General features: G+C 70.8%; 17 protein-coding genes. 12 read left to right on the forward strand and 5 right to left on the reverse strand.

Annotated features, from left to right (window positions below; genetic code table 11):
* Window positions 1-29: 29 nt before the first annotated feature.
* Both Acit_RS05200 and Acit_RS05205 read right to left on the reverse strand, forming a co-directional pair.
* Complete coding sequence (locus tag Acit_RS05200; protein ID WP_248106483.1) at window positions 30-1,436, reverse strand: NAD(P)/FAD-dependent oxidoreductase; 1,407 nt, start codon at window positions 1,434-1,436, stop codon at window positions 30-32.
* A gap of 23 nt (window positions 1,437-1,459) precedes the next feature.
* Window positions 1,460-2,890, reverse strand: coding sequence for an aspartate aminotransferase family protein (locus Acit_RS05205; RefSeq protein ID WP_248106485.1), 1,431 nt, complete (start codon window positions 2,888-2,890; stop codon window positions 1,460-1,462).
* A 453-nt stretch (window positions 2,891-3,343) separates the two neighbouring features.
* Between Acit_RS05205 and Acit_RS05210 the strand changes: the two genes are divergently transcribed.
* Together Acit_RS05210 and Acit_RS05215 are read left to right on the forward strand one after the other, a co-directional pair.
* Window positions 3,344-5,254 (forward strand): ABC transporter substrate-binding protein, encoded by a 1,911-nt coding sequence (locus tag Acit_RS05210; protein ID WP_248106486.1) that lies wholly within the window; start codon window positions 3,344-3,346, stop codon window positions 5,252-5,254.
* A gap of 124 nt (window positions 5,255-5,378) precedes the next feature.
* Window positions 5,379-6,779 (forward strand): aldehyde dehydrogenase family protein, encoded by a 1,401-nt coding sequence (locus tag Acit_RS05215; protein WP_248106489.1) that lies wholly within the window; start codon window positions 5,379-5,381, stop codon window positions 6,777-6,779.
* Here the strand turns inward: Acit_RS05215 and Acit_RS05220 are convergent.
* The 3 genes from Acit_RS05220 to Acit_RS05230 are packed head-to-tail and all read right to left on the reverse strand — an operon-like array spanning window position 6,776 to window position 10,021.
* Entirely contained in the window at window positions 6,776-8,470 is a 1,695-nt protein-coding gene (locus Acit_RS05220) for an amidohydrolase (RefSeq protein ID WP_248106493.1), read from the reverse strand. The genes Acit_RS05215 and Acit_RS05220 overlap by 4 nt on opposite strands.
* Window position 8,471: 1 nt before the next feature.
* Complete coding sequence (speB, locus tag Acit_RS05225; RefSeq protein ID WP_248106495.1) at window positions 8,472-9,542, reverse strand: agmatinase; 1,071 nt, start codon at window positions 9,540-9,542, stop codon at window positions 8,472-8,474.
* Entirely contained in the window at window positions 9,539-10,021 is a 483-nt protein-coding gene (locus Acit_RS05230) for an Lrp/AsnC family transcriptional regulator (RefSeq protein WP_248106505.1), read from the reverse strand. Before Acit_RS05230 ends, speB begins: the two co-directional genes overlap by 4 nt.
* Before the next feature lie 345 nt (window positions 10,022-10,366).
* Here Acit_RS05230 and Acit_RS05235 point away from each other — a divergent pair, with 345 nt between their 5' ends.
* The 10 genes from Acit_RS05235 to Acit_RS05280 all read left to right on the forward strand — a co-directional run.
* Complete coding sequence (locus Acit_RS05235) at window positions 10,367-11,818, forward strand: gamma-aminobutyraldehyde dehydrogenase (protein WP_282436307.1); 1,452 nt, start codon at window positions 10,367-10,369, stop codon at window positions 11,816-11,818.
* 45 nt (window positions 11,819-11,863) lie between these two features.
* Entirely contained in the window at window positions 11,864-12,802 is a 939-nt protein-coding gene (locus tag Acit_RS13520) for an ABC transporter permease (RefSeq protein WP_248106513.1), read from the forward strand.
* The gene (locus Acit_RS05245) at window positions 12,802-13,836 is read left to right on the forward strand and encodes an ABC transporter permease (RefSeq protein ID WP_248106517.1); all 1,035 of its coding nucleotides are present in this window, start codon (window positions 12,802-12,804) and stop codon (window positions 13,834-13,836) included. Before Acit_RS13520 ends, Acit_RS05245 begins: the two co-directional genes overlap by 1 nt.
* Window positions 13,837-13,889: 53 nt before the next feature.
* Window positions 13,890-15,281 (forward strand): NAD(P)/FAD-dependent oxidoreductase, encoded by a 1,392-nt coding sequence (locus Acit_RS05250; RefSeq protein ID WP_248106532.1) that lies wholly within the window; start codon window positions 13,890-13,892, stop codon window positions 15,279-15,281.
* 149 nt (window positions 15,282-15,430) lie between these two features.
* Complete coding sequence (locus Acit_RS05255; RefSeq protein ID WP_248106534.1) at window positions 15,431-16,984, forward strand: CoA-acylating methylmalonate-semialdehyde dehydrogenase; 1,554 nt, start codon at window positions 15,431-15,433, stop codon at window positions 16,982-16,984.
* Between the two features lie 14 nt (window positions 16,985-16,998).
* Window positions 16,999-18,114, forward strand: a complete 1,116-nt coding sequence (gene ald / locus Acit_RS05260; protein WP_282436309.1) for an alanine dehydrogenase — start codon at window positions 16,999-17,001, stop codon at window positions 18,112-18,114.
* A 54-nt stretch (window positions 18,115-18,168) separates the two neighbouring features.
* Window positions 18,169-20,223 (forward strand): dipeptide ABC transporter ATP-binding protein, encoded by a 2,055-nt coding sequence (locus Acit_RS05265; RefSeq protein WP_248106538.1) that lies wholly within the window; start codon window positions 18,169-18,171, stop codon window positions 20,221-20,223.
* A gap of 251 nt (window positions 20,224-20,474) precedes the next feature.
* A complete protein-coding gene (locus Acit_RS05270; RefSeq protein ID WP_248106540.1) occupies window positions 20,475-21,638 on the forward strand; it encodes an ABC transporter substrate-binding protein in 1,164 nt (387 codons plus the stop codon).
* Entirely contained in the window at window positions 21,623-22,576 is a 954-nt protein-coding gene (locus Acit_RS05275) for an ABC transporter permease (protein WP_248106543.1), read from the forward strand. The genes Acit_RS05270 and Acit_RS05275 overlap by 16 nt, the downstream gene beginning before the upstream one ends.
* A partial coding sequence (locus Acit_RS05280) for an ABC transporter permease (RefSeq protein WP_248106546.1) occupies window positions 22,573-23,390 on the forward strand: 818 nt, incomplete at its 3' end. The genes Acit_RS05275 and Acit_RS05280, both read left to right, overlap by 4 nt.

Below are 23,390 nucleotides of genomic sequence, written 5' to 3' on the forward strand. Positions count from 1 at the left end.
GCTCTCGGCCCCTTTTTGGTCCTGGGGTCTCAGGCGTGCCCGGCCAGGCGGGCCACGAGGGAGCTGAGCACCGAGGGTCGTCCGCTGAGTCGCTCCAACCGGTCGGCCAGGCGGGCGGCCAGGAGCCCGGCGTTGATCCCGAGGAAGCGGAGCGGCTCGGGCTCCCAGTCCGGGGAGCGGTGGCCCACCCAGCAGAGGGTCGTGAGGTCGGACTCCCGCCGGAGCACGAGGTCGGCCAAGGTGCGGCCTGCCAGGTTGGTGGTCGTGACCCCGTCGCCCGCGTAGCCCCCGGCCCAGGCGAGCCCGGTCCGGGGGTCGTAGCCGACCGAGGAGTGCCAGTCCCGGGGGATGCCGACAGCGCCGCCCCAGCGGTGGGTGACTCGGGTCTGGGCCAGGGCGGGGAAGAGCTCGACGAGGGCCCGATGGATGCCCTGGTGCACCCGCTGGTCCTGGTCGTAGCGCGGGGCGATCCGCGAACCGAAATGGTAAGGGGCGCCGCGGCCCCCGAAGACGACCCGGCCCTCGGTGGTGAACTGCCCGTAGACCAGGACGTTGCGGTAGTCGGAGAAGGTTGGCCGCCCCCTCCTGGTGAGCTGCTGGAACACTTCCGGGGGGATCGGCTCGGTGGCGACGACCAGGGAGTAGACGGGTGCCAGGCGACGTCGCTGGCCGGGAAGCAGGCAGGTGAAGGCCTCGGTTGCCAGCACGACGACGTCCGCCTGGACGGGTCCCGCCGGTGTCCTCACGAACGGCCGGCGGGACACGGGCCCGGGCGAGCCCGGTACCACCTCGAGCACCGGGGTGCCCTCGTGGACGGTCCCGCCGAGGCGTTCGACGGCCCGGGCCAGTCCGCGAACCAGCCGTCCTGGGTGAATGGCAGCGCAGTGCGGGGTGAACGTGGCCCCGAGGGCCCGGCTGGCGTCGAGGTAGTCCCGGAGCTCGCCGGGGCCGAGCCAGCGGAGGTCGTCCTCGGGGATGCCCAGCTCCCTGGCCTCGGCCAGCTCGAGGGTGGCCTTGGCCAGCTGGGCCTCGTCGCGTGCGAGGACCACGGTGCCGTCCCGGGCGAACCCGCAGTCGATCCCCTCCTCCCCGACTGCCTTGTCGATCTCGTCGATGCTGGCCTGCATGGCCCGGCGCATGCGGTGCATGGCCTCGAGGCCGTGCAGTCGGGCCAGGCGACCGGGACTGGCGGCGAAGAGGGCCGAGGCCCACCCGCCGTTGCGGCCCGAGGCGCCGAAGCCGCAGACCTCGGCCTCCAGGACGACCACCCGGAGGTCCGGCTGGGCCCGGAGCAGCGATCGGGCGGTCCAGAGGCCCGTGAAGCCGCCCCCGACGATGCAGACGTCGACGTCCAGGGGCCCGGGCAGCCGTGGGCGGACGACGAGGGGCTCGCCGAGGCTGTCGAACCAGTACGAGAGACCCTGGTAGCGGGGCATCATGACCGGTTGCGCCGTGTCGATCAGATCTGCTTCCAGGCCTCCGAGAGCACGTGACGGAGGATCTCCCCGATCTCCTTGAAGTGCTCGGGTCCGCAGATCAGGGGCGGGGAGAGCTGCACGACCGGGTCGCCCCGGTCGTCGGCTCGGCAGATCAGCCCGGCGTCGTAGAGGGAGGGGGAGAGGATGCCCCGCAGGAGGCGCTCGGACTCCTCGTCGTCGAAGGTCTCCTTGGTCGTCTTGTCCTTCACCAGCTCGATCCCGTAGAAGTAACCCGCACCGCGCACGTCGCCCACGATCGGCAGGCCCCGCAGGTCCTCCAGGACCTGGCGGAAGCTCGCCTCGTTCTCACGGACGTGTTCGCAGATCCCCTCGTCTTCGAAGATCTGCAGGTTCCGCAGACCCACCGCGCAGCTCACCGGGTGACCGGCGAAGGTGATGCCGTGGAGGAAGCTCCTGGTGCCCTCGAGGAAGGGCTCGACCAGGTGCTCCCGGGCGATCAGCGCGCCCAGAGGGGCGTAGCCGCTGGTCAGGCCCTTGGCCACGGTGATCATGTCCGGCTGGAACTCGTAGCGCTGGGCACCGAAGTAGTGGCCGAGGCGGCCGAACCCGCAGATTACCTCGTCGGAGACCAGCAGGACCCCGTAGCGGTCGCAGATCTCCCGCACCCGCGCGAAGTACCCCGGCGGCGGCGTGAAGCAGCCACCGGAGTTCTGCACCGGTTCCAAGTAGACGGCGGCGACCGTCTCGGGTCCTTCCGCGAGGATGGCTTCCTCGATGCGGTCCGCCACGTACCGTCCGAAGGCCTCGATGTCGTCCGCGTGCTGCGTGGCACGGTAGAAGTTGGTGTTCGGCACCTTCACCGCACCGGGCACCAGGGGTTCGAAGACCGACTTGATGTCCGTCACGCCGGTGACGGAGAGGGCCCCCATGGTCGTCCCGTGGTAGGCGACCTCGCGCGAGATCACCTTCGTGCGCAAGGGCTGACCCGTGACCTTGAAGTACTGCCGGGCGAGCTTCCAGGCGGATTCCACTGCCTCGGACCCACCGGTGGTGAAGAACACCCGGTTGCAGTCCCCAGGGGTCAGCTCGGCGATCCGCTCAGCCAGTTCGATCGAGCGTGGGTGCGCGTAGCTCCAGATCGGGAAGTAGGCCAGTGTCTCCATCTGCGTCGCCGCGGCCTCGGCCAGCTCCCGCCGTCCGTGGCCGAGCTGGCTGGTGAACAGGCCGGCCAGGCCGTCGAGGTAGCGCTTGCCGTGCTGGTCGTAGACGTAGGGGCCCTCGCCTCGCACGATGACGGGGATCTCGTGGTCCCGGTAGGCGCCGAGCCGGGTGAAGTGCATCCACAGGTGCCGCCGCGCCGCCTCTTGGAGGTCCAGCCCCGCCCCGGTCGAGGGGTCCGTCGCCCCCCGCCGGTGGCTTCCGCTCGAGGTCGGGTTCGCCGTCTGTGTCATCGTCCTTCACTCCCCCTTGGCGCCGCGCCGGCACCTGCTCGGTTCCCAACCGTCACGTCGTATCCGCTGCGTGATTCGAGGAAGGCGAGCGAATCAGTCGTGACGAGACTGATCCTATACGGATTCCATCGTCCTGACCAGCCCCTAGGTGCGCCTCGGTGGAACCGAGGCGCCGGACCGGCGACGACCGGCCCTCTGGCTGGGTGGCCTCTGGCCGGGTGGCACCCTGCCTTCCTTCGGGGCCGTCCTTCGGGTCGGAGGCACCAGGCGCCCGACTGACGGGCCACCGCGCCCAGGCCAGGCCCAGCGCAGCGGAATCCGTTGCATGGAATCTCCATTGACACGAAATCCCTTGCCATTCCCGCTGACTGATGGCATGATCAACACGCATGAGCCGCTCCTGCCTCAGGGCGGCAACGGCAGTGTCCCAGGCGATCCGAGGGGGAGGTCAGGATGGCAGTAGCGGAGGGACAGGGGCAGCAGCTGGTCGGGCGCCTGCCGATCGTCGGTCGCTGCGCTCTGACGCGGCGACGAGTCTGGCGGGCAGCCCAGGCCCTGGCGGCCGTTGCCGTCGGCTCGCTCCTCCTGGCAGCCTGCTCGTCGAGCACCAGCCCCTCGAAGGCGGGCGCGCCGCCGTCGGTCACCGGCAAGCCGGTGAACGGGGGTGTCGCCAGCTACGCCATGCCGATCGGGGAGGACTTCTCCTGGATGCTCCCGTTGGAGAACCAGGCGAACTACGAGGACTACGACTCCAACGTCGAGAGCGGCATGTGGCGGCCCCTCTACTTCGCCGGTGGGCCCGGGACGACGGGGATCAACTACAAGCTCTCCATCGGAGAACCGCCGGTCTACTCCAATGGTGACACCGAGGTCACCATCACGCTCCACAAGGGATGGATGTGGTCCGATGGCGTCCCCGTGACCACGAGCGACGTCCGCTTCTTCTTCGAGCTCGAAGCCGCTGGGGCGAAGCTCGGGAAGTACGCCCCCTACGTGCCCGGTGAGATGCCCGACGACATCGCCAGCGTGACCTACAACGGGCCGTACCAGTTCACCATCCACCTGACCAGGGCCTTCAACCCGGCGTGGTTCACGGGCAACCAGCTGACCTGGATCTACCCGCTCCCGAGGCAGGCCTGGGACAAGACCTGCTCGAGCTGCGCGGTCGGCCACGACGCCTCGACCCTGGCGGGCGCCAAGGCTGTCTACAACTTCCTCTACAAGCAGTCCGAGGACCTTTCGACCTACGCCACCAACCCGCTGTGGAAGGTGGTGGACGGTCCCTGGGTGATCAAGTCCTACGACCCGACCACGTACGAGACCGAGCTGGTGGCGAACCCGGCCTACACCGGACCGGACAAGCCCCACTTGGCCGGCTACCGGATCTACAGCTTCTCCTCGGACACCGCTGAGCTCGACGCCGTGCGCTCCGGGACGGTCGACTTCGGGTTCATTCCTTTCACGGACACCGCCGAGATTCCCTACTTCGAGAGCCACGGGTACAACGTCGAGCCCTGGCGGGTCTTCTACAACGAGGACATGGAGTTCGGCTACACCGGGCCCTGGAAGGCCCTGGTCAGTCAGCTCTACATCCGCCAGGCTCTCCAGCACCTGGTGAACGAGAAGCTCTACTTGACCCAGACCCTCCACGGGTACGGCCTGCTCGACTATGGCATCGCTCCGGACTTCCCCGGTTCCGACCTCGTCTCGCCGGAGCTCAAGCACGACCCCTACCCCTACGACCCGGCGGCAGCGGCCAAGCTGCTGAGCGAGCACGGCTGGGTGAAGAGCTCCTCGGGGATCGACGTCTGCGAGCGACCGGGGACGGCGGCAAACGAGTGCGGTGCGGGGATCCCGAAGGGCAAGACCCTGAGCATCCTGTTCATGTACTCGACCGGCACCCCGAGCTTCCTGGCCCAGGTCGAGGCGTTCCAGAGCGCGGCGAAGCAGGTCGGTGTGCAGATCAGCCTCGACGGCCAGACCGAGGACACGATGTACTCGATCGCCGGCGTCTGCCCGCCGGGACCCTGCGACTGGGGGATGGCCGGCTACTCGGAGTTCATGTGGGACTTCGGGCAGTACGAGGTCATCCCCGGTGGTGGCAACCAGTTCGGTCAGGGCAACTACTGGGCCGGCGGCTACAGCTCGGCGCAGGCGGATTCCCTGATCAAGGCTGTCCACCAGAGCGCCGGGCTGTCGGCGCTCTACGCCGAGGAGAACTACATCTCCAAGCAGGTGGCGTCGTTGTGGTGGCCGGTCTCGGACTACGAGATCGTGGTGGCCCCGAAGGACCTGGGCGGCTGGTACCCGCTGAACCCCTACGCCAACTACCAGCCCTCGACCTGGTACTTCACTTCGAAGTGAGCGCAAGGGGGCGATGATGACGAGCAACACCGTGTCCGCAGGACCGCCTCCGGGAGACCAAGCGAGCCAGGCAGGCGAACAGGAACCGCGGACCCTTGGGTGTCTCGTCGACGGTCGGACGACGGTGCCCGCCGCCGAACGAGTCCTCGAGATCCGGAGCCCGGCGACGGGGGCCCACATCGCCACGGTGCCGTTGCCGGGGCGCCGGGAGGTGGACCTGGCGGTGGCGGCAGCCCGGCGGGCCCAGGTGGCCTGGGCGGAGGTCGGGGTGGCGGAGCGGGCCCGAATCTGCCACCGCATCGGCGAGGCCATCGAGGCCCGGCTCGAGGAACTGGCTCGCCTGCAGACCCTGGAGCAGGGCAAGCCGTTGGCCGAGTCCGAGGCCGACGTGCGGGAGGCCGCCACGCTCTTCCACCTGCACGCCGAGGACGTGCTCCGGCTCCACGGCGAGACCATGTCGGCGTCGGATCCGCGCAAGCGGATGCTCACCTTCTACCGACCGGTCGGCACCTGGGCGATCGTGACCCCGTGGAACTTCCCCGTCCTCATGATGGCGGAGTTCGTCGCCCCCGGCCTGGCGACCGGCAACGCCCACGTCGTCAAACCCCCGGCCCACACCGCGATGGCCGTGCTGGCGGCCGTCGAGTGCTTCGCCGAGGCTGGGCTGCCCCCCGGGCTGGTCAACGTCCTGCCGGGTGAGGCGAGCGTCGGAGAGCTCCTCGTCACCCACCCCGGGATCGACGCCATCGGCTTCATCGGCTCCTCGGCGACCGGTGAGCGGATCCTGTCGGTCGCCGGCATGAAGCGGACGGTCATGGAGTGCTCGGGCAACGGGCCCTTCGTCGTGTGCGCCGACGCGGACGTGGAGCGGGCCGCCCAGGCGGCCGTCGAGGGAGCCGCCCTGTGCTCAGGCCAGGTCTGCTGCGCCACCGAGCGGGTCCTGGTGCACGAGGCGGTCCACGACGAGTTCGTGGCCGCCTGCTTCGAGCGGGCGAAGGGCATCCGTCTGGGCGACCCGTTCGACCCGGCGACCACCCTCGGGCCCCTCAACAACGAGGACGTGGCGGCCAAGATGGATCGGCACCTGGCCGACGCCCGGGCCTCGGGCGCCGAGGTCCTCCTCGGTGGTGCCCGCCGGCCGGGGGCCCCGACCGACCTCTACTACGAGTTCACCCTCGTCGACCGGGTCCAGCCCGCCATGGCCGTGGCCCGGGAGGAGTCCTTCGGCCCGGTCGTCCCCGTTCTGCAGGCCTCCTCGGACGAGGAGCTCCTCGCGCTGGCCAACCAGGACGCCCTCGGCCTGCAGGGAGCGGTGTTCACAAGGAGCCTGGACCGCGCGTTCTTCTTCGCCGAGCGGCTGCAGGTCGGTCAGGTCGTGGTGAACGAGGCGAACAACTGGTGGGACGTGGCCATGCCCTTCGGGGGCGCGGCGGGCACGCGGACCGGATGGGGTCGAATCGGCGGGAAGCACACGCTGCTCGAGATGGCAGACCTCCGGACGATGGTCGTGCACCTCGGGGCCTAGCCGCCCGTGCCCGATCCTCCCCGTTGGGAGGTGCCGTCGTGGACCACGGCCCCCTCCACCAGGGTCGCCACGACCCGGCAGTCCTCGAGGCCGGCACCACCCGACCCGAAGGGGTCGTGGTCGAGCACCGCGACGTTCGCCAGGTAGCCGGGGAGCAGGGCGCCGAGGTCCCCCTCCCGATGGTTGACCCAGGCCACCGCTTCCGTGAAGGCCGCGAGGCCCTGGTAGAGGTCGACCGCCTCCTGCGGGAGCAGGGGCTCCTCGGTTTCGGGCGTGCCGAGAACCCCCAGCCGGGGCGAGAGCCGGCGGTGGACGGCGACGTAGAGCTCCTCCAGGGGATCGGGGCTGGAGACGGGCCAGTCGCTGCCGAAGGCCACCCGAGCGCCAGTTCCGGCCAGGCTGGCGATCCGGTACTGCCAGGACGCCCGCTCTGGTCCGACCCGGGGCAGGGTCAGCTCGGTCATCTGGGGGTCGTTGCAGGCCCAAAGCGGCTGGAAGTTCGCGGTCGCTCCGAGCTGGGCGAAGCGTGGCAGGTCCTCGGGCCGCACGAACTGGAGGTGGGCCAGGTGGTGACGCGCCCGGTGCCTCTCGCCCACCGGGATCGCCTCGAGGGCGTCCAGCCCGACGTGGACGGCCCGGTCGCCCAGGGCGTGGAAGTGCAGCTGGAAGCCCTCGGCGGCGAGCGCCGTCACGATGGCGCGCAGCTCCTCGGGCGAGAAGAAGAGCGTGCCGCACGCGTGGCCGCCGTGGTCGACCACCCCCAGGTAGGGCTCGGTCATGGCTGCGGTCAGGGTCTCGCAGACGCCGTCGAGCATGAGCTTGACCGAGGTGGCCCGGAACCGCCCGGCCGACGCGCCCTCCCGCCTGGTCAGAAGGTCCTCGAGCTGCGAGAGGCCGCGGTGCCGCTCGAACCAGAGCGCGCCCACGACGTCGAGGGTGAGCCAGCCCTCGTCGTCGGCAGCCCGGTAAGTGTCGTAGGCGTCGACGGCGCCGAGCTCGGGGGCGGTACCCACGCAGGCGTCCTGGAGAAAGGTCACCCCGAGGCGGTGCAGTTCGGCCTGGGCCAGCCGGAGCGCCCGGCGGAGCTCGGCTGGCGACGGCGGGGGGACGAGTCGGCCGACCAGGGCCATGGCGCCCTCGTGGAGCACCCCCGTCGGTGTGCCGTCGTCCGCCCGTTCGATCCGACCGTCCGGCGGGTCGGGGGTCCCCCGGTCGATGCCGGCGAGCTCGAGCGCTCGGGTCGACACCCACGCCGAGTGATGGTCCCGGTTCGGGAGGAAGGCGGGCCGATCGCCGCAAGCGGCGTCCAGGTCCCGGCGGTCCGGGAGGCCGCCGGGGAAGGCCTCCATCGCCCAACCCCCGCCGAGCAGCCAGGTGTCGGGTCCGAGCCCAGCCGCGTGGTCGGCGATGGTCTCGAGACACTCCTGCCGGGATCGGGTCCCGAGGAGGTTGCAGCGGGCCATCTCCAGGCCCCCGAGGACCGGGTGGATGTGGGCGTCCCCGAAGCCGGGGACCGCGACGCCCCCGTGCAGGTCGAGCACCTCGGTGCGGGCGTCGCAGTGTTCCAGCACCTCCTCGAGTCGCCCGGCCGCCACGACCCGGCCGCCCTCGACGGCCAGGGCCTCGGCCCAGCTCGCCGTCGAGGGCCGGAGCAGGATGCGGCCCCCTCGGAGGAGGAGCGAGGCGGCCATCTCAGCCCTCTCCCGGACCAGGGTGCGTCCTCGGGGCGGGCCGGGGCGGAGCGACCGGCGCGCCCCGGCGCACCGCCAGCCCCGCGAGGACCTCCAGCACTACCCGGTGCGCGTTGTTCACCGTCAGGTCGGCGTGGTCGTAGGGCGGGGAGACCTCCACGACGTCGAGGGCCACCAGCGGGACCTCGATGGCCAGGGCTCGCACCGCCCGCAGGAGGTCGGCCGGTGCGAGCCCACCGGGTTCGGGGGTGCCGGTGCCTGGAGCGAAGCCGGGATCCAGGACGTCGATGTCGACCGAGAGGTAGAGCGCCTCGGCGGCTTCGGTGGCCTCGGCCACCGCGTCCCGCAGCACCGCGGGCAGGCCCCGTTCCCAGACCTCCTGCATGGTGTGCCAGCGCATGCCCTGCTCCCGCATCCACGCGAAGGTCTCGGCCGGGGGCCAATAGCCCCGCAGCCCGACCTGCACGAAGGCCGAACCCTTGACGGCGCCGGACTCGATCAGGCGCCGCATCGGGGTGCCGTGGCTCGCCAGGTTGCCCTCGATCTCGTCGGCCGTGTCGGCATGGGCGTCGAAGTGGACGACCCCGATCCGACCCCAGCCCCTGGCCTCGGCCACCGCCGTCGCGGCTGGCCAGGTGATCGAGTGGTCCCCGCCCAGGACGACCGGGAAGATCCCCCGGGTGGCCACCTCCGCGACCCGCTCCCGGATCCGCGCATGGGCCACCTCGGTCAGGCCGTGCGGGCAGAGGGCGTCGCCGTAGTCCACGACCTCCAGCGTCTCGAACAGCTCGACCCCGAGGTCGAGGTGGTAGGTGCCCGGACCGTAGGCCAGGGCACGCAGGGCCCGTGGACCGAACCGGGCACCGGGCCGGTTCGTGGTCCCGTCGTCCCAGGGTGCCCCGACCACGGCGACGTCGGGACGCCAACGGTCCAGCTCCTCGGGCTCGCTGAGCAGTGGCCGCTGGGCGAAGGTGGCCGGTCCCTGGTAGGAGGGGCCCGAGAGCTGGGCCGCGAGGCCGCTTGGGAGGCGGCGGGCCCCTGGCCCCTGCGTCCCGACGTGAGCGTCGCTCATCTGACCCCCCAGGTGTAGGTCTGCTTCACCAGTCGCAGGTACATGAAGGTCTCGGTGCTGCGGACCCCGGGTATCGACCGAATGGCCGTGTTCAGCACGTCGAGGAGGTGGTCGTCGTCCTCGCACACCAGCTCGACCAGCAGGTCGTAAGACCCCGCGCAGTGGACCACGTAGTCGATCTCGCGCACCGCCGCCAGCTTCTCCGCGACCCGCCGGACGTCACCGTCGACGCAGATGCCCACCATGGCCTGCCGGTTGAAGCCCACCTGCAGCGGGTCGGTCACGGCCACGATCTGGATCACCCCGCTCTCCCGCAGGCGCTGCACCCGCTGACGGACCGCCGCCTCGGAGAGCCCAACGGCCTGGGCGATCGACCCGTAGGACTGGCGCCCGTCGCTCTGGAGCTGCTCGATGATGGCCTTGTTCACCTCGTCGAGCAGCCCTGGCCCGTTCCCGCCCGTCGTTCCCCTGATCGCCACCCCACTCCCTCCCCCTCGTCGGGCCGTGCCGCTCCGGTCCCGGGTGCCGTCCCCGGCCGACCGTCGCGTGCCCGCTGCACCCGGTCCCCCCAGGCCGCCGCGGCCCCGGGTCCCCATCACCGCTCGGCCGGCCCGACCTCGCCGGTGCCGACCGTCGCCGCTACTATCTTCGGCCATTGTCTACTCCCTTGCAACCGATTCGATCATGGAACGTCGTCTTCACGACGGATTCCCTTGCACGTGGTGGGGCCGTGTGTCAGCATAGGGCCCGCGGCCCTCGGGGCCGGTGGAACGGCACCAGGAGGCGGTCGGTCCGGGAGCGGCCACCGTCTGGGGGAGGTAGGCATGGCCGAACGAGGAGCGTCCGTGCGGCAGCTCTCGAACTTCGTCGGCGGGGAGCGGGTTGCACCGATCGAGGGGCGCTACGCCGACCTCGTGGATCCGAGCACCGGCGAGGTCTTCGCCGCGGCGCCGGTCTCGGGCGCTGAGGACGTCGACCGGGCGATGGCCGCGGCGGCGGCCGCCTTCCCGGGTTGGCGGGACCGCACACCGTCGGAGCGGGCGCGGGCCCTGCTCCGCATCGCGGACACCCTCGAGGAGCACGCGCAGGAGCTGGTGGCACTGGAGACCGAGAACACCGGGAAGCCGGTCTCTGTGACCACCACGGAGGAGATCCCCCCGATGCTCGACCAGATCCGGTTCTTCGCCGGGGCAGCCAGGCTCCTGGAGGGCCGATCGGCCGGGGAGTACATGGCTGGGCACACCTCCATGATCCGGCGGGAGCCGGTCGGGGTCTGCGCCGCGGTGACGCCGTGGAACTACCCCATGATGATGGCCGTGTGGAAGTGGGCGCCCGCCCTGGCCGCGGGCAACACCATGGTGCTCAAGCCCTCCGACACGACGCCGGTGTCGACGATCGCCATGGCGGAGCTCATGGCCGAGCACCTGCCGCCGGGGGTCCTGAACGTGGTCTGCGGCGACCGGGACACCGGTCGCCTCCTGGTGGCTCACCACACTCCGGCCATGGTCTCGGTGACCGGAAGCGTGCGGGCAGGCATGGAGGTCGCGGCCAGCGCGGCGGACACCCTCAAGCGGGTCCATCTCGAGCTGGGCGGCAAAGCGCCGGTGGTGGTCTTCGAGGACGCCGACGTCGAACGAGCCGCCGCCGGCATCGCCGCGGCGGGCTACTTCAACGCCGGCCAGGACTGCACCGCTGCGACCAGGGTGCTGGTGAGCGCTCGGATCCACGACGACTTCGTGGCTGCCCTGGTCCAGCGCGCCCAGGAGACCCGGGTCGGCGGGACGGACGATCCCGAGGCGACGGTGGGCCCGCTGAACAACGTCCACCAGCTCGAGCGGGTGAGCGGCTTCCTGGAGCGGGCGCCGGGCCACGCCAAGGTCCTGACCGGCGGGCAGCGCCTCGGGGAGCGGGGGTTCTGTTTCGCCCCGACGGTGGTCGTGGACCTCCACCAGGACGACGAGATGGTCCAGGAGGAGATCTTCGGTCCGGTGATCACCGTGCAGCGCTTCGCCGACGAGGAGGAGGCGCTGCGCATGGCCAACGACGTGAAGTACGGGCTGGCATCGAGCGTGTGGACGAAGGACCACGCCAGAGCGCTTCGGATGGCCCGGGGGCTCGACTTCGGGACCGTCTGGATCAATACGCACATCCCGCTCGTCGCCGAGATGCCCCACGGTGGCTTCAAGCGCTCGGGCTACGGGAAGGACCTCTCGCTCTACGGCTTCGAGGACTACACGCGGGTCAAGCACGTCATGTCGTGCATCGAGGACGCTTGAGGCGCCGGTGACGGGGGGCCGCCGAGGGGAAGGAGGGGACCAGGGGTGATCGGGTACGTGGTCCGTCGGTTGGCCCAGGCCGTGGTGGTGCTGTTCTTCGTCTCGATCGTGGTGTTCGGTCTCCTCCACGCGTTGCCCGGTGGCCTCGTCCGCGCCCAGCTCGGTCCGAGGGCCACCACCTACGAGGTCCACGAGCTCACCGTGCAGGAGGGGCTGAACAAGCCCATCGTGGTCCAGTACGGCATCTGGGCATGGCACGCCCTACAGGGCAACCTCGGTTTCTCCTACAAGCTCGACGAGTCGGTCGGGAGCCTCCTCGCCCGCTACCTCCCGCGGACCCTGCTTCTGGTGGGTACCTCCATGGTGCTGGCGATCATCATCGCCATCCCGATGGGTCTCTGGCAGGCCTACCGGCGCAACCGGCCCGACGACCACGCCCTGAGCGCCCTGATGCTGACCTTTTACTCCATGCCGAGCTTCTTGATCGGCGTGGTCCTCATCGTGGTGCTCAACATGTGGCTGGGAGTTCTCCCCTCGACGGCCTCGAGCTTCGGCACTGGCTTGGGCACCGACGCCAAGGTCCTCGTGCTCCCGGTGCTCGCGCTCGCCCTGGGCAACGTGAGCTATTTCAGCCGGTTCATGCGCTCCTCCGCCGTCGACAACCTGCTCGCCGACCACGTCCGGACCGCCCAGGCCAAGGGGGCCTCGCCGCGGCGCGTGCTCTTCCGGCACGTCCTGCGCAACTCGCTCACTTCGACGGTGACGATGATCGGCCTGACCCTCCCCTATGTCATCTCGGGGTCGCTCATCATCGAAGCCCTTTTCAACTTCCCCGGCATGGGCCTGCTCTTCTGGGACGCGGCCCAGCAGCGGGACTACCCCGTGCTCCTGGGGGTCGTCCTGGTGGTCACCGTGGCCACCGTCGTGGGCAACCTCCTTGCCGACCTGGGCTACGCAGCCCTCGATCCGAGGATCCGCTACTGATGACGACGACTGGGGAACCCCGGCAGGGTGACCCGACCGAGGCCGCCGGTCCGGCGACCCGGGCGATGGTGGAGGGAGACAGCCAGAGCGAGCCCTCCGGCGCGCCTGGGGGCAACGGGACGGCGATCGGCGGGGAGCTGCTGCGCGACGAGCACTTGGCGACGCGGGACGCCGAGGTCGTCGAGCCCACCTCCTGGCTCCGCTTGGCGGCCACGACCTTCGCCGAGAACCGACTGGCCCTCGTCGGCCTCGGCGTCATCGTTTTCATGGTCCTGTTCAGCTTCGTGGGCCCGCTCATTTACCACACCAACCAGGTCGCCACGAACCTCATCGACGAGAACCTGTCGCCTTCTGCCGCCCACCTGCTGGGCACCTCGCCCGAGGGGCGCGACGAGCTCGGGAGGTTGATGGTCGGGGGCCAGTCGACGATCGAGGTTGGTCTCGGCGTGGGCCTTCTCTCGACGTTGTTCGGCCTCGTCTACGGCGCCTTGGCGGGTTACGTCGGTGGGGTCGTCGACGCCGTCCTCATGCGGATCGTCGACGCCATGCTCTCGATCCCCTACCTGTTCTTCGTCGTGCTCCTCGCCGCCCTCATCCGGCCCAACCTCCTGGTCGTCATCCTGGTGCTGTCCGCCGTGAGCTGGCTGTCGACAGCCCGGCTGGTCCGTGGCGAGACCCTCTCGCTCCGGGAGCGCGACTACGTGGTCGCGGCGAAGGGGTTCGGCTCGAGGGCCCGGGAGATCGTTCGGCGGCACGTCACGCCGAACCTCCTCGGCGTGGTAGTGGTGAACGGCACCCTCACGGTGGCCAACGCCATCCTGGCCTTCGCCTCGATCACCTACCTTGGCCTCGGCCCGCCCCCGCCAGCGACGAGCTGGGGCAACATGCTGAGCACCGGGATCAACAACTTGTTCGACGGGTATTGGTGGCAGCTCTGGCCGGCCGCCTTCCTGATCGTGGTCACGGTGCTGGCCATCAACGTCATCGGCGACGGGTTGGCCGACGTCGTCGAGGTCCGGCTCCAGAAGCGGTGAGGGACGTCGTGCCAAGGACCGCCCGCTTTGCCGGGAGGACCGGGGACGGGCTCGTGGAACGGAGCCTCGCTGAGAGCGCACCGGTCCCCCTGTGGCTGGACAGTCCCCGTCGACCCGCCCGTCGACCGACCCTGACCGGCCAGGTCCGTTGCGACCTGGCCGTCGTCGGTGGAGGCTTCACCGGCTTGTGGACCGCCCTCGAGGCCACGGAACGCAACCCCGGCCTGGAGGTCGTCCTGGTCGACGCCGGCCGGGTGGCCAGTGCGGCCACCGGGCGGAACGGTGGTTTCTGCGACGCGAGCCTGACCCACGGCCTGGCCAACGGGGCGAGCCGCTTCCCGGACGAGATCGGAGAGCTCGAGCGCCTCGGCCTCGAGAACCTCGACGAGATCGAACGGTTCGTGCTCGCCGAGGGCGTCGACTGCGGCTTCGAGCGCTCCGGCACGCTGGACGTCGCGACCGCCCCGTGGCAGCTCGAGGAGCTGCACCGGACCGCCGGGCTCGCCGAGCGGCTCGGGGTGCCGGTCGAGCTCTGGGAGGCAGGGCAGTGCCGAGGCGCGGTGTCCTCCCCGACCTACCTCGGGGGGCTCCGGACGCCGGGACGCTGCGCGATGCTCGACCCGGCGCGCCTCGCCTGGTCCATCCTCGAGATCCTCGAGCGCCGAGGCGTCCGGGTCTTCGAGGAGACCCCGGTGGACTGCCTTCGGCGGGACCCCGCCGGTGTCGTCCTCCAGCTGGGCACGGGCGGGCGGGTCATGGCGGCGCACGTCGCGCTCGCGACCAATGCCTTCCCCTCGCCCTTGCGGCGGGTCCGGGCCTACGTCCTGCCGGTGTACGACTACGTCCTGGCCACCGAGCCCCTCGACGACGAACAGCTCGGGTCGATCGGCTGGAAGGGACGCGAGGGGATCTCGGACAGCGGGAACCGCTTCCACTACTACCGGTTGACCGAGGACAACCGGATCGTCTTCGGCGGCTACGACGCGATCTACTACCCCGGGGGGACCGTGCGAGCGGAGCACGAGCAGCGCTTCGCCACCTTCCGTCTCCTCGCCCGGCACTTCTTTGAGACGTTCCCGAGCCTCGAGGATGTCCGCTTCACCCACCGCTGGGGCGGGGCCATCGACACCTGCAGTCGGTTCTGCGTCTTCTTCGGGACTGCCCTTCGTGGCCGGGTGGCCTACGCCGCGGGTTTCACCGGCCTCGGCGTCGGTGCCTCCCGCTTCGCCGGCACCGTGGTCTGCGACCTGTTGGAGGACAGGCACTCGGACCGGCGCGAGCTCGAGCTGGTCCGGACGAAGCCGGTTCCCTTCCCGCCCGAACCCCTCCGGACCGGCGTGGTGGCCCTGACCCGCTGGTCCTTGGCGCGGGCCGACGATCGAGAAGGGGCCCGCAACGCCTGGCTGCGGTTGCTGGATCGGGTCGGCTTGGGGTTCGACTCCTGAGATCGATCGGCGGGATGTATCGATATAGTGGTGGACTAGCAAACTTCCGAGGGAATCCGTTGCCTAGATGACGACAGGGTGAAAGAATCAGTAATAATCGGTGTCCTTCGGGGACGACGGGCAGATGGTCGCAGGAGTAGGAGCTGGGCGTGGAGCATCGAGGGGGAACGGGGAGCGAGGAGACTGGCCGCGGGATCCGCCAGGTCGGGCACTGGATCGGTGGGCGGCTGGAGGACACGGGCCGGCGGACGGGTCCGGTCTTCGACCCCTCCGCGGGCGAGGTGATCGCTGAGGTTCGCTTCGGTGACGCCGAGGTGGTGCACCGTGCGGTGCAGGTCGCGGAGCGAGCCCAGCGGGCCTGGGCGGAGACGTCCCTCGCCCAGCGCGCCGCGGTGCTCTTCGCCTTCCGGGAGCGGCTCCGGGCGAGGACCCAGGAGCTTGCCCGGGTGGTGAGCCGCGAGCACGGGAAGACGGTGGCGGACGCCGAGGGCGAGGTGGCCCGCGGCCTCGAGGTGGTGGAGCTTGCCTGCGGTGTGCCGCACCTGGCAAAAGGGGAGTTCTCCGAACAGGTGTCCCGGGGTGTCGACACCTACTCGGTCCGTCAACCACTTGGCGTGGTGGCCGGGATCACGCCGTTCAACTTCCCGGCGATGGTGCCGCTGTGGATGTGTCCGGTGGCGGTGGCCCTGGGCAACGCCTTCGTCCTAAAGCCCAGTGAGAAGGATCCCTCGGCGTCGTTGGTGCTGGCGGAGTGCTGGGAGGAGGCCGGCCTGCCGCCAGGGGTGTTCCAGGTGGTCCAGGGAGACGGAGAAGTCGTGGAGGCAATCCTGGCCCATCCCGGGGTCGCAGCCGTGAGCTTCGTGGGTTCCACCCCGGTGGCCCGTCGTGTCTACGAGGCGGCGGCAGCGGCGGGCAAGCGGGTGCAGGCCCTAGGTGGCGCCAAGAACCACATGGTCGTGTGCCCGGACGCCGATCTCGACGAAGCGGCGGCGGCCGCGGTGTCGGCCGGGTTCGGCTCGGCCGGGGAGCGCTGCATGGCGGTGTCGGTGGTGGTGGCCCTCGAACCGGTCGGCGACGCGCTGGTCGAGCGGATCGCGAAGCGGATGGCAGAGGTCCGGGTGGGGCCGGGCGACCGGCCTGGGGTCGAGATGGGCCCACTGGTCACGAGGGAGCACCGGGACCGGGTTGCGGGCTACCTCGACAAAGCAGCCGAAGAGGGGGCCCGGGTGGTGGTGGACGGTCGACGGCATCCTGTGGAGGGACCGCCCCGGGGTTTCTGGCTCGGCCCGAGCCTCGTCGACGAGGTCCGACCCGGCATGGCCGTCTACGACGACGAGATCTTCGGTCCGGTGCTCGCCGTCGTCCGGGTCGCCGACCTGGACGACGCCCTGGAGCTGCTCCGGGCGAACCCCTACGGGAACGGGGCGGCCATCTTCACCAGGAGCGGGGCGCTGGCCCGGCGCTTCGCCCGGGAAGCCCCCTGCGGGATGGTCGGGGTCAACGTGCCGATCCCCGTGCCCGTGGGGACGTTCCCCTTCGGCGGCTGGAAGCAGTCGCTCTTCGGGGACACCCACGTCTACGGCCGGGACGCGGTGCACTTCTACAGCCGGGGGAAGGTGGTGACCAGCCGATGGGTGGTGGCCGGCTCCTCGGAGGTCCGGATGGCGTTCCCCGCCGCGAGCGGGGACAGGAGCAGCGAGTGAGGACGGTGAGAAGCATGAAGGTCGGTGTTCCGAGAGAGGTCAAGCAGCAAGAAGGGCGGGTGGCGATCACACCGGCAGGGGTCAGGGAGCTGGTGCGGGCAGGCCACCAGGTGCTGGTCGAGAAGGATGCTGGTGTGGGGTCGTCCATTCCCGACGAGGAGTTCGTGGCGGCTGGGGGCTCCATCGTCGGGCACGCCGACGACGTCTGGGCCGAGGCGGAGCTTGTCCTCAAGGTGAAGGAGCCTGTGGAGGAGGAATTCCATCGGCTCCGGTCCGGTCAGGTCCTCTTCACCTACCTGCACTTGGCGGCGTCCAGGGCCTGCACCGAGGCCCTGCTGCGGGCGGGGACCACGGCGATCGCCTACGAGACGGTCCAGCTCCCCGACGGGACCCTCCCCCTGCTGGCTCCCATGAGCGAGGTGGCGGGCCGGATGGCGCCGATCGTGGGGGCCGAGACGCTCCAGGCCCCCCGCGGTGGACGGGGTGTCCTCCTGAGCGGGGTGGCTGGCGTCCGGCGGGCGAGGGTCGTGGTGATCGGGGGCGGGGTGGCGGGTTTGAGCGCTGCGACCCTCGCGGCGGGGATGCAGGCCGACGTGACGGTCCTCGACACGAACCTGGCCCGTCTCCGGCACATCGACGACCTCTTCCAGGGCCGGGTCCAGACCCTCGCCTCGAGTGCCCACACCATCGAGGAGGCCTGCCTCGGAGCCGACCTGGTCATCGGCGCTGTGCTGGTGACCGGGGCCCGGGCCCCGAAGCTGGTGAGCGACGAGCTGGTGTCGCGGATGCGGCCGGGCTCGGTCCTGGTGGACATCTCGGTGGACCAGGGCGGCTGCTTCGAGTCGACCCGACCGACGACCCACGCCGATCCGACCTTCAAGGTGGCCCGGTCGGTCTTCTACTGTGTCGCCAACATGCCCGGCGCCGTGCCGCACACCTCGACCTACGCGCTCACGAACGCCACCCTCCCCTACGCCCTGGCGATCGCCGAGAAGGGCTGGCGCGATGCGGTCAGGGAAGACCCCGCCCTCGCGCTGGGCGTGAACACTGTCGAGGGACAGCTCGTCTGCCAGCCGGTGGGGGAGGCCCACGGTCTTCCCGTGACTTCCCTCACCGCTGTCCTCGGCTGAAGCGCCCGAGCAAGACGTGGAGGCGACGGGCAGGGTCCGGGGAAGGGGGAGCGGATGACCGAGCGGGTCCTGGAGGTGGAGCACCTCGTCACCGAGTTCCGGCTGCGCTCAGGGCCGGTCCGGGCCGTGGACGACGTCTCGTTCCACGTCGACGCCGGGGAGTGCGTCGGCCTGGTCGGGGAGTCGGGCTGCGGCAAGAGCACGACCGGGCTCTCGATCATGCGGCTCCTGCCGCAGGTTGGTCACATCGTCGGGGGGCGGATCGTCCTTGGTGGTCGGGACCTGGTGGGCTTGTCCGAAGAGGAGATGCGCCGGGTCCGGGGCCGGGAGGTCGCGATGGTGTTCCAGGACCCCATGACCTCGCTGAACCCGACCATGACCATCGGGAGGCAGGTCGCGGAGCCTTTGCGGATCCACGAGCGGATGCCCAAGGAGCAAGCCCGTGAGCGGGCCCTCGAGCTCCTGCGCCTGGTCGGGATCCCGAACCCCGCGGAGCGCCTCGACGACTACCCGCACCAGCTCTCCGGGGGGCTTCGTCAGCGGGTCGTCATCGCCACCGCCCTCGCTGCCCAGCCGAAGCTCCTGATCGCCGACGAGCCGACCACGGCCCTCGATGTCACGATTCAGGCACAGATCCTCGACTTGCTCGACGAGCTCCGGGAATCCTTGGGCATGGCCCTGGTTCTCATCACCCACGACATGGGGGTGATCGCGGGGCGGACCGACCGGGTCATGGTGATGTACGCCGGCAAGATCGTCGAGGGTGCACCAACGGTTGAGCTCTTCCGGCACATGCGGCACCCCTACGCCGAGGCCCTCCTGGAGTCCATCCCGCAGCTCGACCAGGACGCCGACGCCCCGCTCTACTCCATCCCCGGGCACCCGCCGGACCTCTCCGAGCCGCAGGTCGGGTGCCGCTTCGCTCCCCGCTGCCGGTACGCAACGCAGGAGTGCTCGACCACCGAGCCGCCGGTGGTCGAGGAGGAAGGCAACCGGTTCGTTGCTTGCTACCACCCCGTCGGCGAGAGCCAGGGTTCCCGGCGGCACATGGTCGACCAGGAGCAGACCCTGCGCTGGCACGCCGCTGCGACGGCACGCCGGGCGGCGCTCGAAGGGGCCCCCCTCCTGGTGGAGGTCGAGCACCTGGTGAAGGAGTTCCCCATCCGGCGGGGCATCCTGCAGCGAGCGAAGGACTCGGTGAAGGCCGTGTCGGATGTCTCCTTCGCGATCCGCCAGGGCGAGACCTTCGGCCTGGCCGGGGAGTCCGGGTGCGGCAAGAGCACCATCGGTCGGCTGGTGGTCGCCCTGGACCGTCCGACGTCGGGGCGGATCCGCCTCGGTGGCCAGGAGCTCCTGCGACTGGGGTCGGCCGAGCTCCGGCGCAGGCGCCGGGACGTCCAGCTCATGTTCCAGGACCCCTATGCCTCGTTGGACCCGAGGATGCGGGTCGGATCGATCCTCCGGGAACCGCTCCTGGTGCAGGGCATCGGCGACCGCCGAGCCCAGTGGCAGGCCGTGGCCCGGCTCCTCGGAGAGGTCGGGCTCAGCCGGAAGGCAACGGGCCTCTACCCCCACGAGTTCTCCGGCGGGCAGCGACAGCGCATCGGGCTGGCCCGAGCGCTCACCCTGGAGCCGAGACTGGTCGTCGCCGACGAGCAGGCCCTCCAGGAACGGCACGGACTCACCTATCTGGTCATCTCCCACGACCTGGCGGTCCTCCGGTACCTCTCGGACACGATCGGGGTCATGTACCTCGGCAAGCTGGTCGAGGTGGGTCCCGCGGGCCGGGTCTACGACGCACCCGCCCACCCCTACACCCGGGGTCTGATCGGGTCGATCCCCATCCCCGACCCCTCACGCGAGCGGAGCAAGCGCGGTGGGGGGATCCGCGGCGAGCTGCCCTCGCCCGTCCACCCTCCTTCGGGTTGTCGGTTCCGGACCCGATGCCCGCTGGCCGAACCGATCTGCGCGGAGCAGGAGCCGCCGATGCAGGTCTTCGGTCCTGGCCACGCGGCAGCCTGCCACTTCCCCTTGCAGACCCCCACGACCGATGCCCCTGCGCCACCAGGGGTCGTGCTCGGCCAGCCCCGGGAGCCAGAGCCGGTCTGAGGGTCCGCCAGTGGCCGTGCCGGTCCTGATTCACCCACCTGTCGGCGCGACCCACGGCCTGCCGGTCACCCCTCTCGCCACGCTGCTCGGCTGAGCCGAGATCCCTCGGGTTGCCGTCGCGAGGAGTTCACCGAGAAGTCGCGTGGCCGAGGGCCGCAGGACACGGGCCGTTCACCTGCCGTCTCTAGCGTCCCTCCCGTGCCCGGGTGGTCCGGGCCGGGAGCTCGAGTCGAAGGACGGAAGAGGTGGGCGTGCAGCGCAAGGGGAATGGTCGACTGGTGCGCCGCTTGGCGGCGGGCGCGATGGTCGTCGCAGCCGGCAGCGGGCTGGCGGCCTGCTCCAGCGGGTCCTCGGGGTCGGCGACGGCGGACGCCGCCAGCTCGTCGGCCTGCTGGGCGACGGCGACCTCGGTGAGCCAGTGCGGCGGCATGAAGGCCCTGGTCGCCGCAGCCAAGGCCGAGGGGCACCTGAACGCCATCGCCCTGCCGCCGGACTGGGCGAACTACGGCAGCATCATGAAGGGGTTCGAGAAGAAGTACGGCATCACCGTGAACGACGCCAACCCCGACGGCTCGAGCGGTGAGGAGCTGGCTGCCATCAAGTCCGAGCGGGGCAGCTCGAAGGAGCCCGACGTGGTCGACATCGGCCCGTCCTTCGCCCTCCAGGGCCAGCAGGAAGGGCTCTTCGCACCGTTCAAGGTGCCGACCTGGTCCGAGATCCCCGCCGACCAGAAGTCCGCCCAGGGCTACTGGTGGGACGACTACGGCGGCTACATCGCCATCGGCTACAACGCCAAGGACTTCCCCACGCCACCGACGTCGTTCGCCTCGCTGCTCCAACCGGAGTTCAAGGGCGCGGTCTGCCTGGACGGCAACCCCGAGAGCGCCGGTGCGGCCTTCGCCGGGGTCTACGCGGCGGCCCTCGCGAACGGGGGCTCGCTCTCGAACATCGAGCCGGGCATCGCCTACTTCAAGGAGCTGGCGAAGAAGGGCAACTTCGTGCCGACCGGCGCCTCCCCCTCGACCATCGCCAGCGGGCAGTGCCGGGTGACCATCGACTGGACCTACCTGCAGGTCCAGTACCGGAAGTCCCTGGCCGGCAAGGTCGACTGGAAGGTCTTCGTGCCCACGAAGGGCCTCTACGCCGCCTACTACGTCCAGGCCATCTCCCGCGACGCGCCGGATCCGGCTGCCGCTCGGCTCTGGGAGACCTACCTGTTCTCGCCGGCCGGCCAGAACGGGTGGTTGCAAGGTGACGCCGACCCGGTCGAACTGGCGGCCTTGGAGCAAAGCGGCCAGGTGGACCAGGCGGCGCTGGCCCAGCTGCCACCGGTCCACGGGCAGGTGAGCTTCCCGACTCAGGCGCAGCTGAACGCCGCCGAGCAGGTGGTCCTCCAGCAGTGGCCCTCGGTCTGAGGCCCGCCGGCCCCACCGGCGAGGTCGACGAGCGGCCGGCCGACGAGCCGGGCTCGGCACTCGAGCGCTCCGGCAGCCGAGGCGTCCTGGCCCGCCGGATTCTCCGGCTTCCCCTGACCGGCCTGCTGCCCCTCTTCGCTTACTTGACGCTCTTCTTCGTGGTCCCGACCGTCGGGGTGCTCGTCCAGGCCTTCCAGGGACCGGGTGGCCGGCCGAGCCTGGCGAACCTGCGGGCCGCCACCACCGGGGTCTACCTCCACGCCTTGGTGGTCAGCGTCGAGCTCTCCACGGTCTCCGCGGTGGTGGCGGCCGTGCTCGGGACGCTGGCCGTCGTGGCCCTGACCGGGAAGCGGGGCGGGCCGCTCTCCCGGCTGGCGGCCGGCCTGGCGGCGGTCCTGGCCAACACCGGCGGGATCCCCCTGGCCTTCGCCTTCATCGCCACCTTGGGCAACTTCGGCGTGGTGACGGGCCTCCTCGGCCACCTCGGTCTCGACCCCTACCGGCACGGCTTCACCCTCTACTCGGTGACCGGCCTGGTGGTCGTGTACCAGTACTTCTTGATCCCCATGATGGTCCTGGTCATGCTGCCGGCCGTCGAGGGGCTCCGACGGGAGTGGCGGGAGGCCGCGGAGAGCCTCGGGGCCACGGGGCCGCGCTACTGGCGCCATGTCGGCCTCCCGCTGCTCGCCCCGACGTTCCTCTCTGGTCTGCTCGTCCTCTTCGCCGACGCCTTCGCCGCCTACGCCACCGCCGCCGCGCTGGCCGGCGGCGTGATCCCCCTCGTGCCCCTCGACATCGGCAACCTCGTCTCGGGCAACGTCGTGGCGAACCAGGCCAACCTGGGGGACGCCCTCGGGGTCGAGATGGTGGTCCTCGTGGTGCTGGTGGCCAGCTGCTACAGCCTGGTGGTCCGTCGCCGAGCGAGGTGGCTGCGGTGACCCGGCGCGGGCGCGGCTGGCGGCTGGTCGTGCTGGTCGGCCTGGCCCTCTACTTCGTCGTGCCCCTCCTCGCCTCGGCCCGCTTCAGCCTCGAGGGCAGCCACGGGGCGTTCACCCTCGACGCCTACCGGCGGGTCGTGGACACCCCGGGGTTCTGGTCGTCGCTCGGTCTCTCCCTCGAGGTCGGTCTCGGCACCGCCCTGGTCGAACTGGCCCTCACGCTCGGGACCTCGCTCTGGGTCCACCTGCGGGCCCCGAGCTGGCAGTCGGTGGTCGACACGGTGGTGCTCGTGCCCCTCATGGTGCCCGTCGTCGTCCTGGTGCTCGGGGTCACCTCGTCCCTCCGGTTCCTCCCCTCGAGCCTCACCGGGTCGCCGGCCATCTTGGTGTTCGAGTACGCCGTCTTGGCCCTGCCCTACGTCTACCGGATCGTCGACGCCGGGGTCTCGGCCCTGGACCTGCGGACCCTGGTCGACGCCACCGGCTCGCTCGGCGGCGGCTGGCTGGCGACCCTCCGGTTCGTGCTCCTGCCGAGCCTGCGCCGCACCCTGTTGGCGGCTGGGGCCATGACCGTGGCCCTGGCGCTTGGGGAGTACGTCATGGCCAGCCTGCTCTCGATCCGGACCTTCCCGGTCTGGTTGGAGCAGCTCGGCACCACCCACGCCGCCGAGGCCGTGGCCGTCTCGATGCTGTCCCTCGTCGGGACCCTGGTGGTCCTCGGGGCCCTGGTCCTGGTGGCGACCGGTCGGGCCAAGGGCCGGCGGAGCGCCACCCCAGCGGTCAGCGGCTCGCTTCGACTCGAGGAGGTCGGCCC

This window comes from Aciditerrimonas ferrireducens, from assembly GCF_023130475.1.
GTDB classification, from domain to species: domain Bacteria; phylum Actinomycetota; class Acidimicrobiia; order Acidimicrobiales; family UBA8190; genus Aciditerrimonas; species Aciditerrimonas ferrireducens.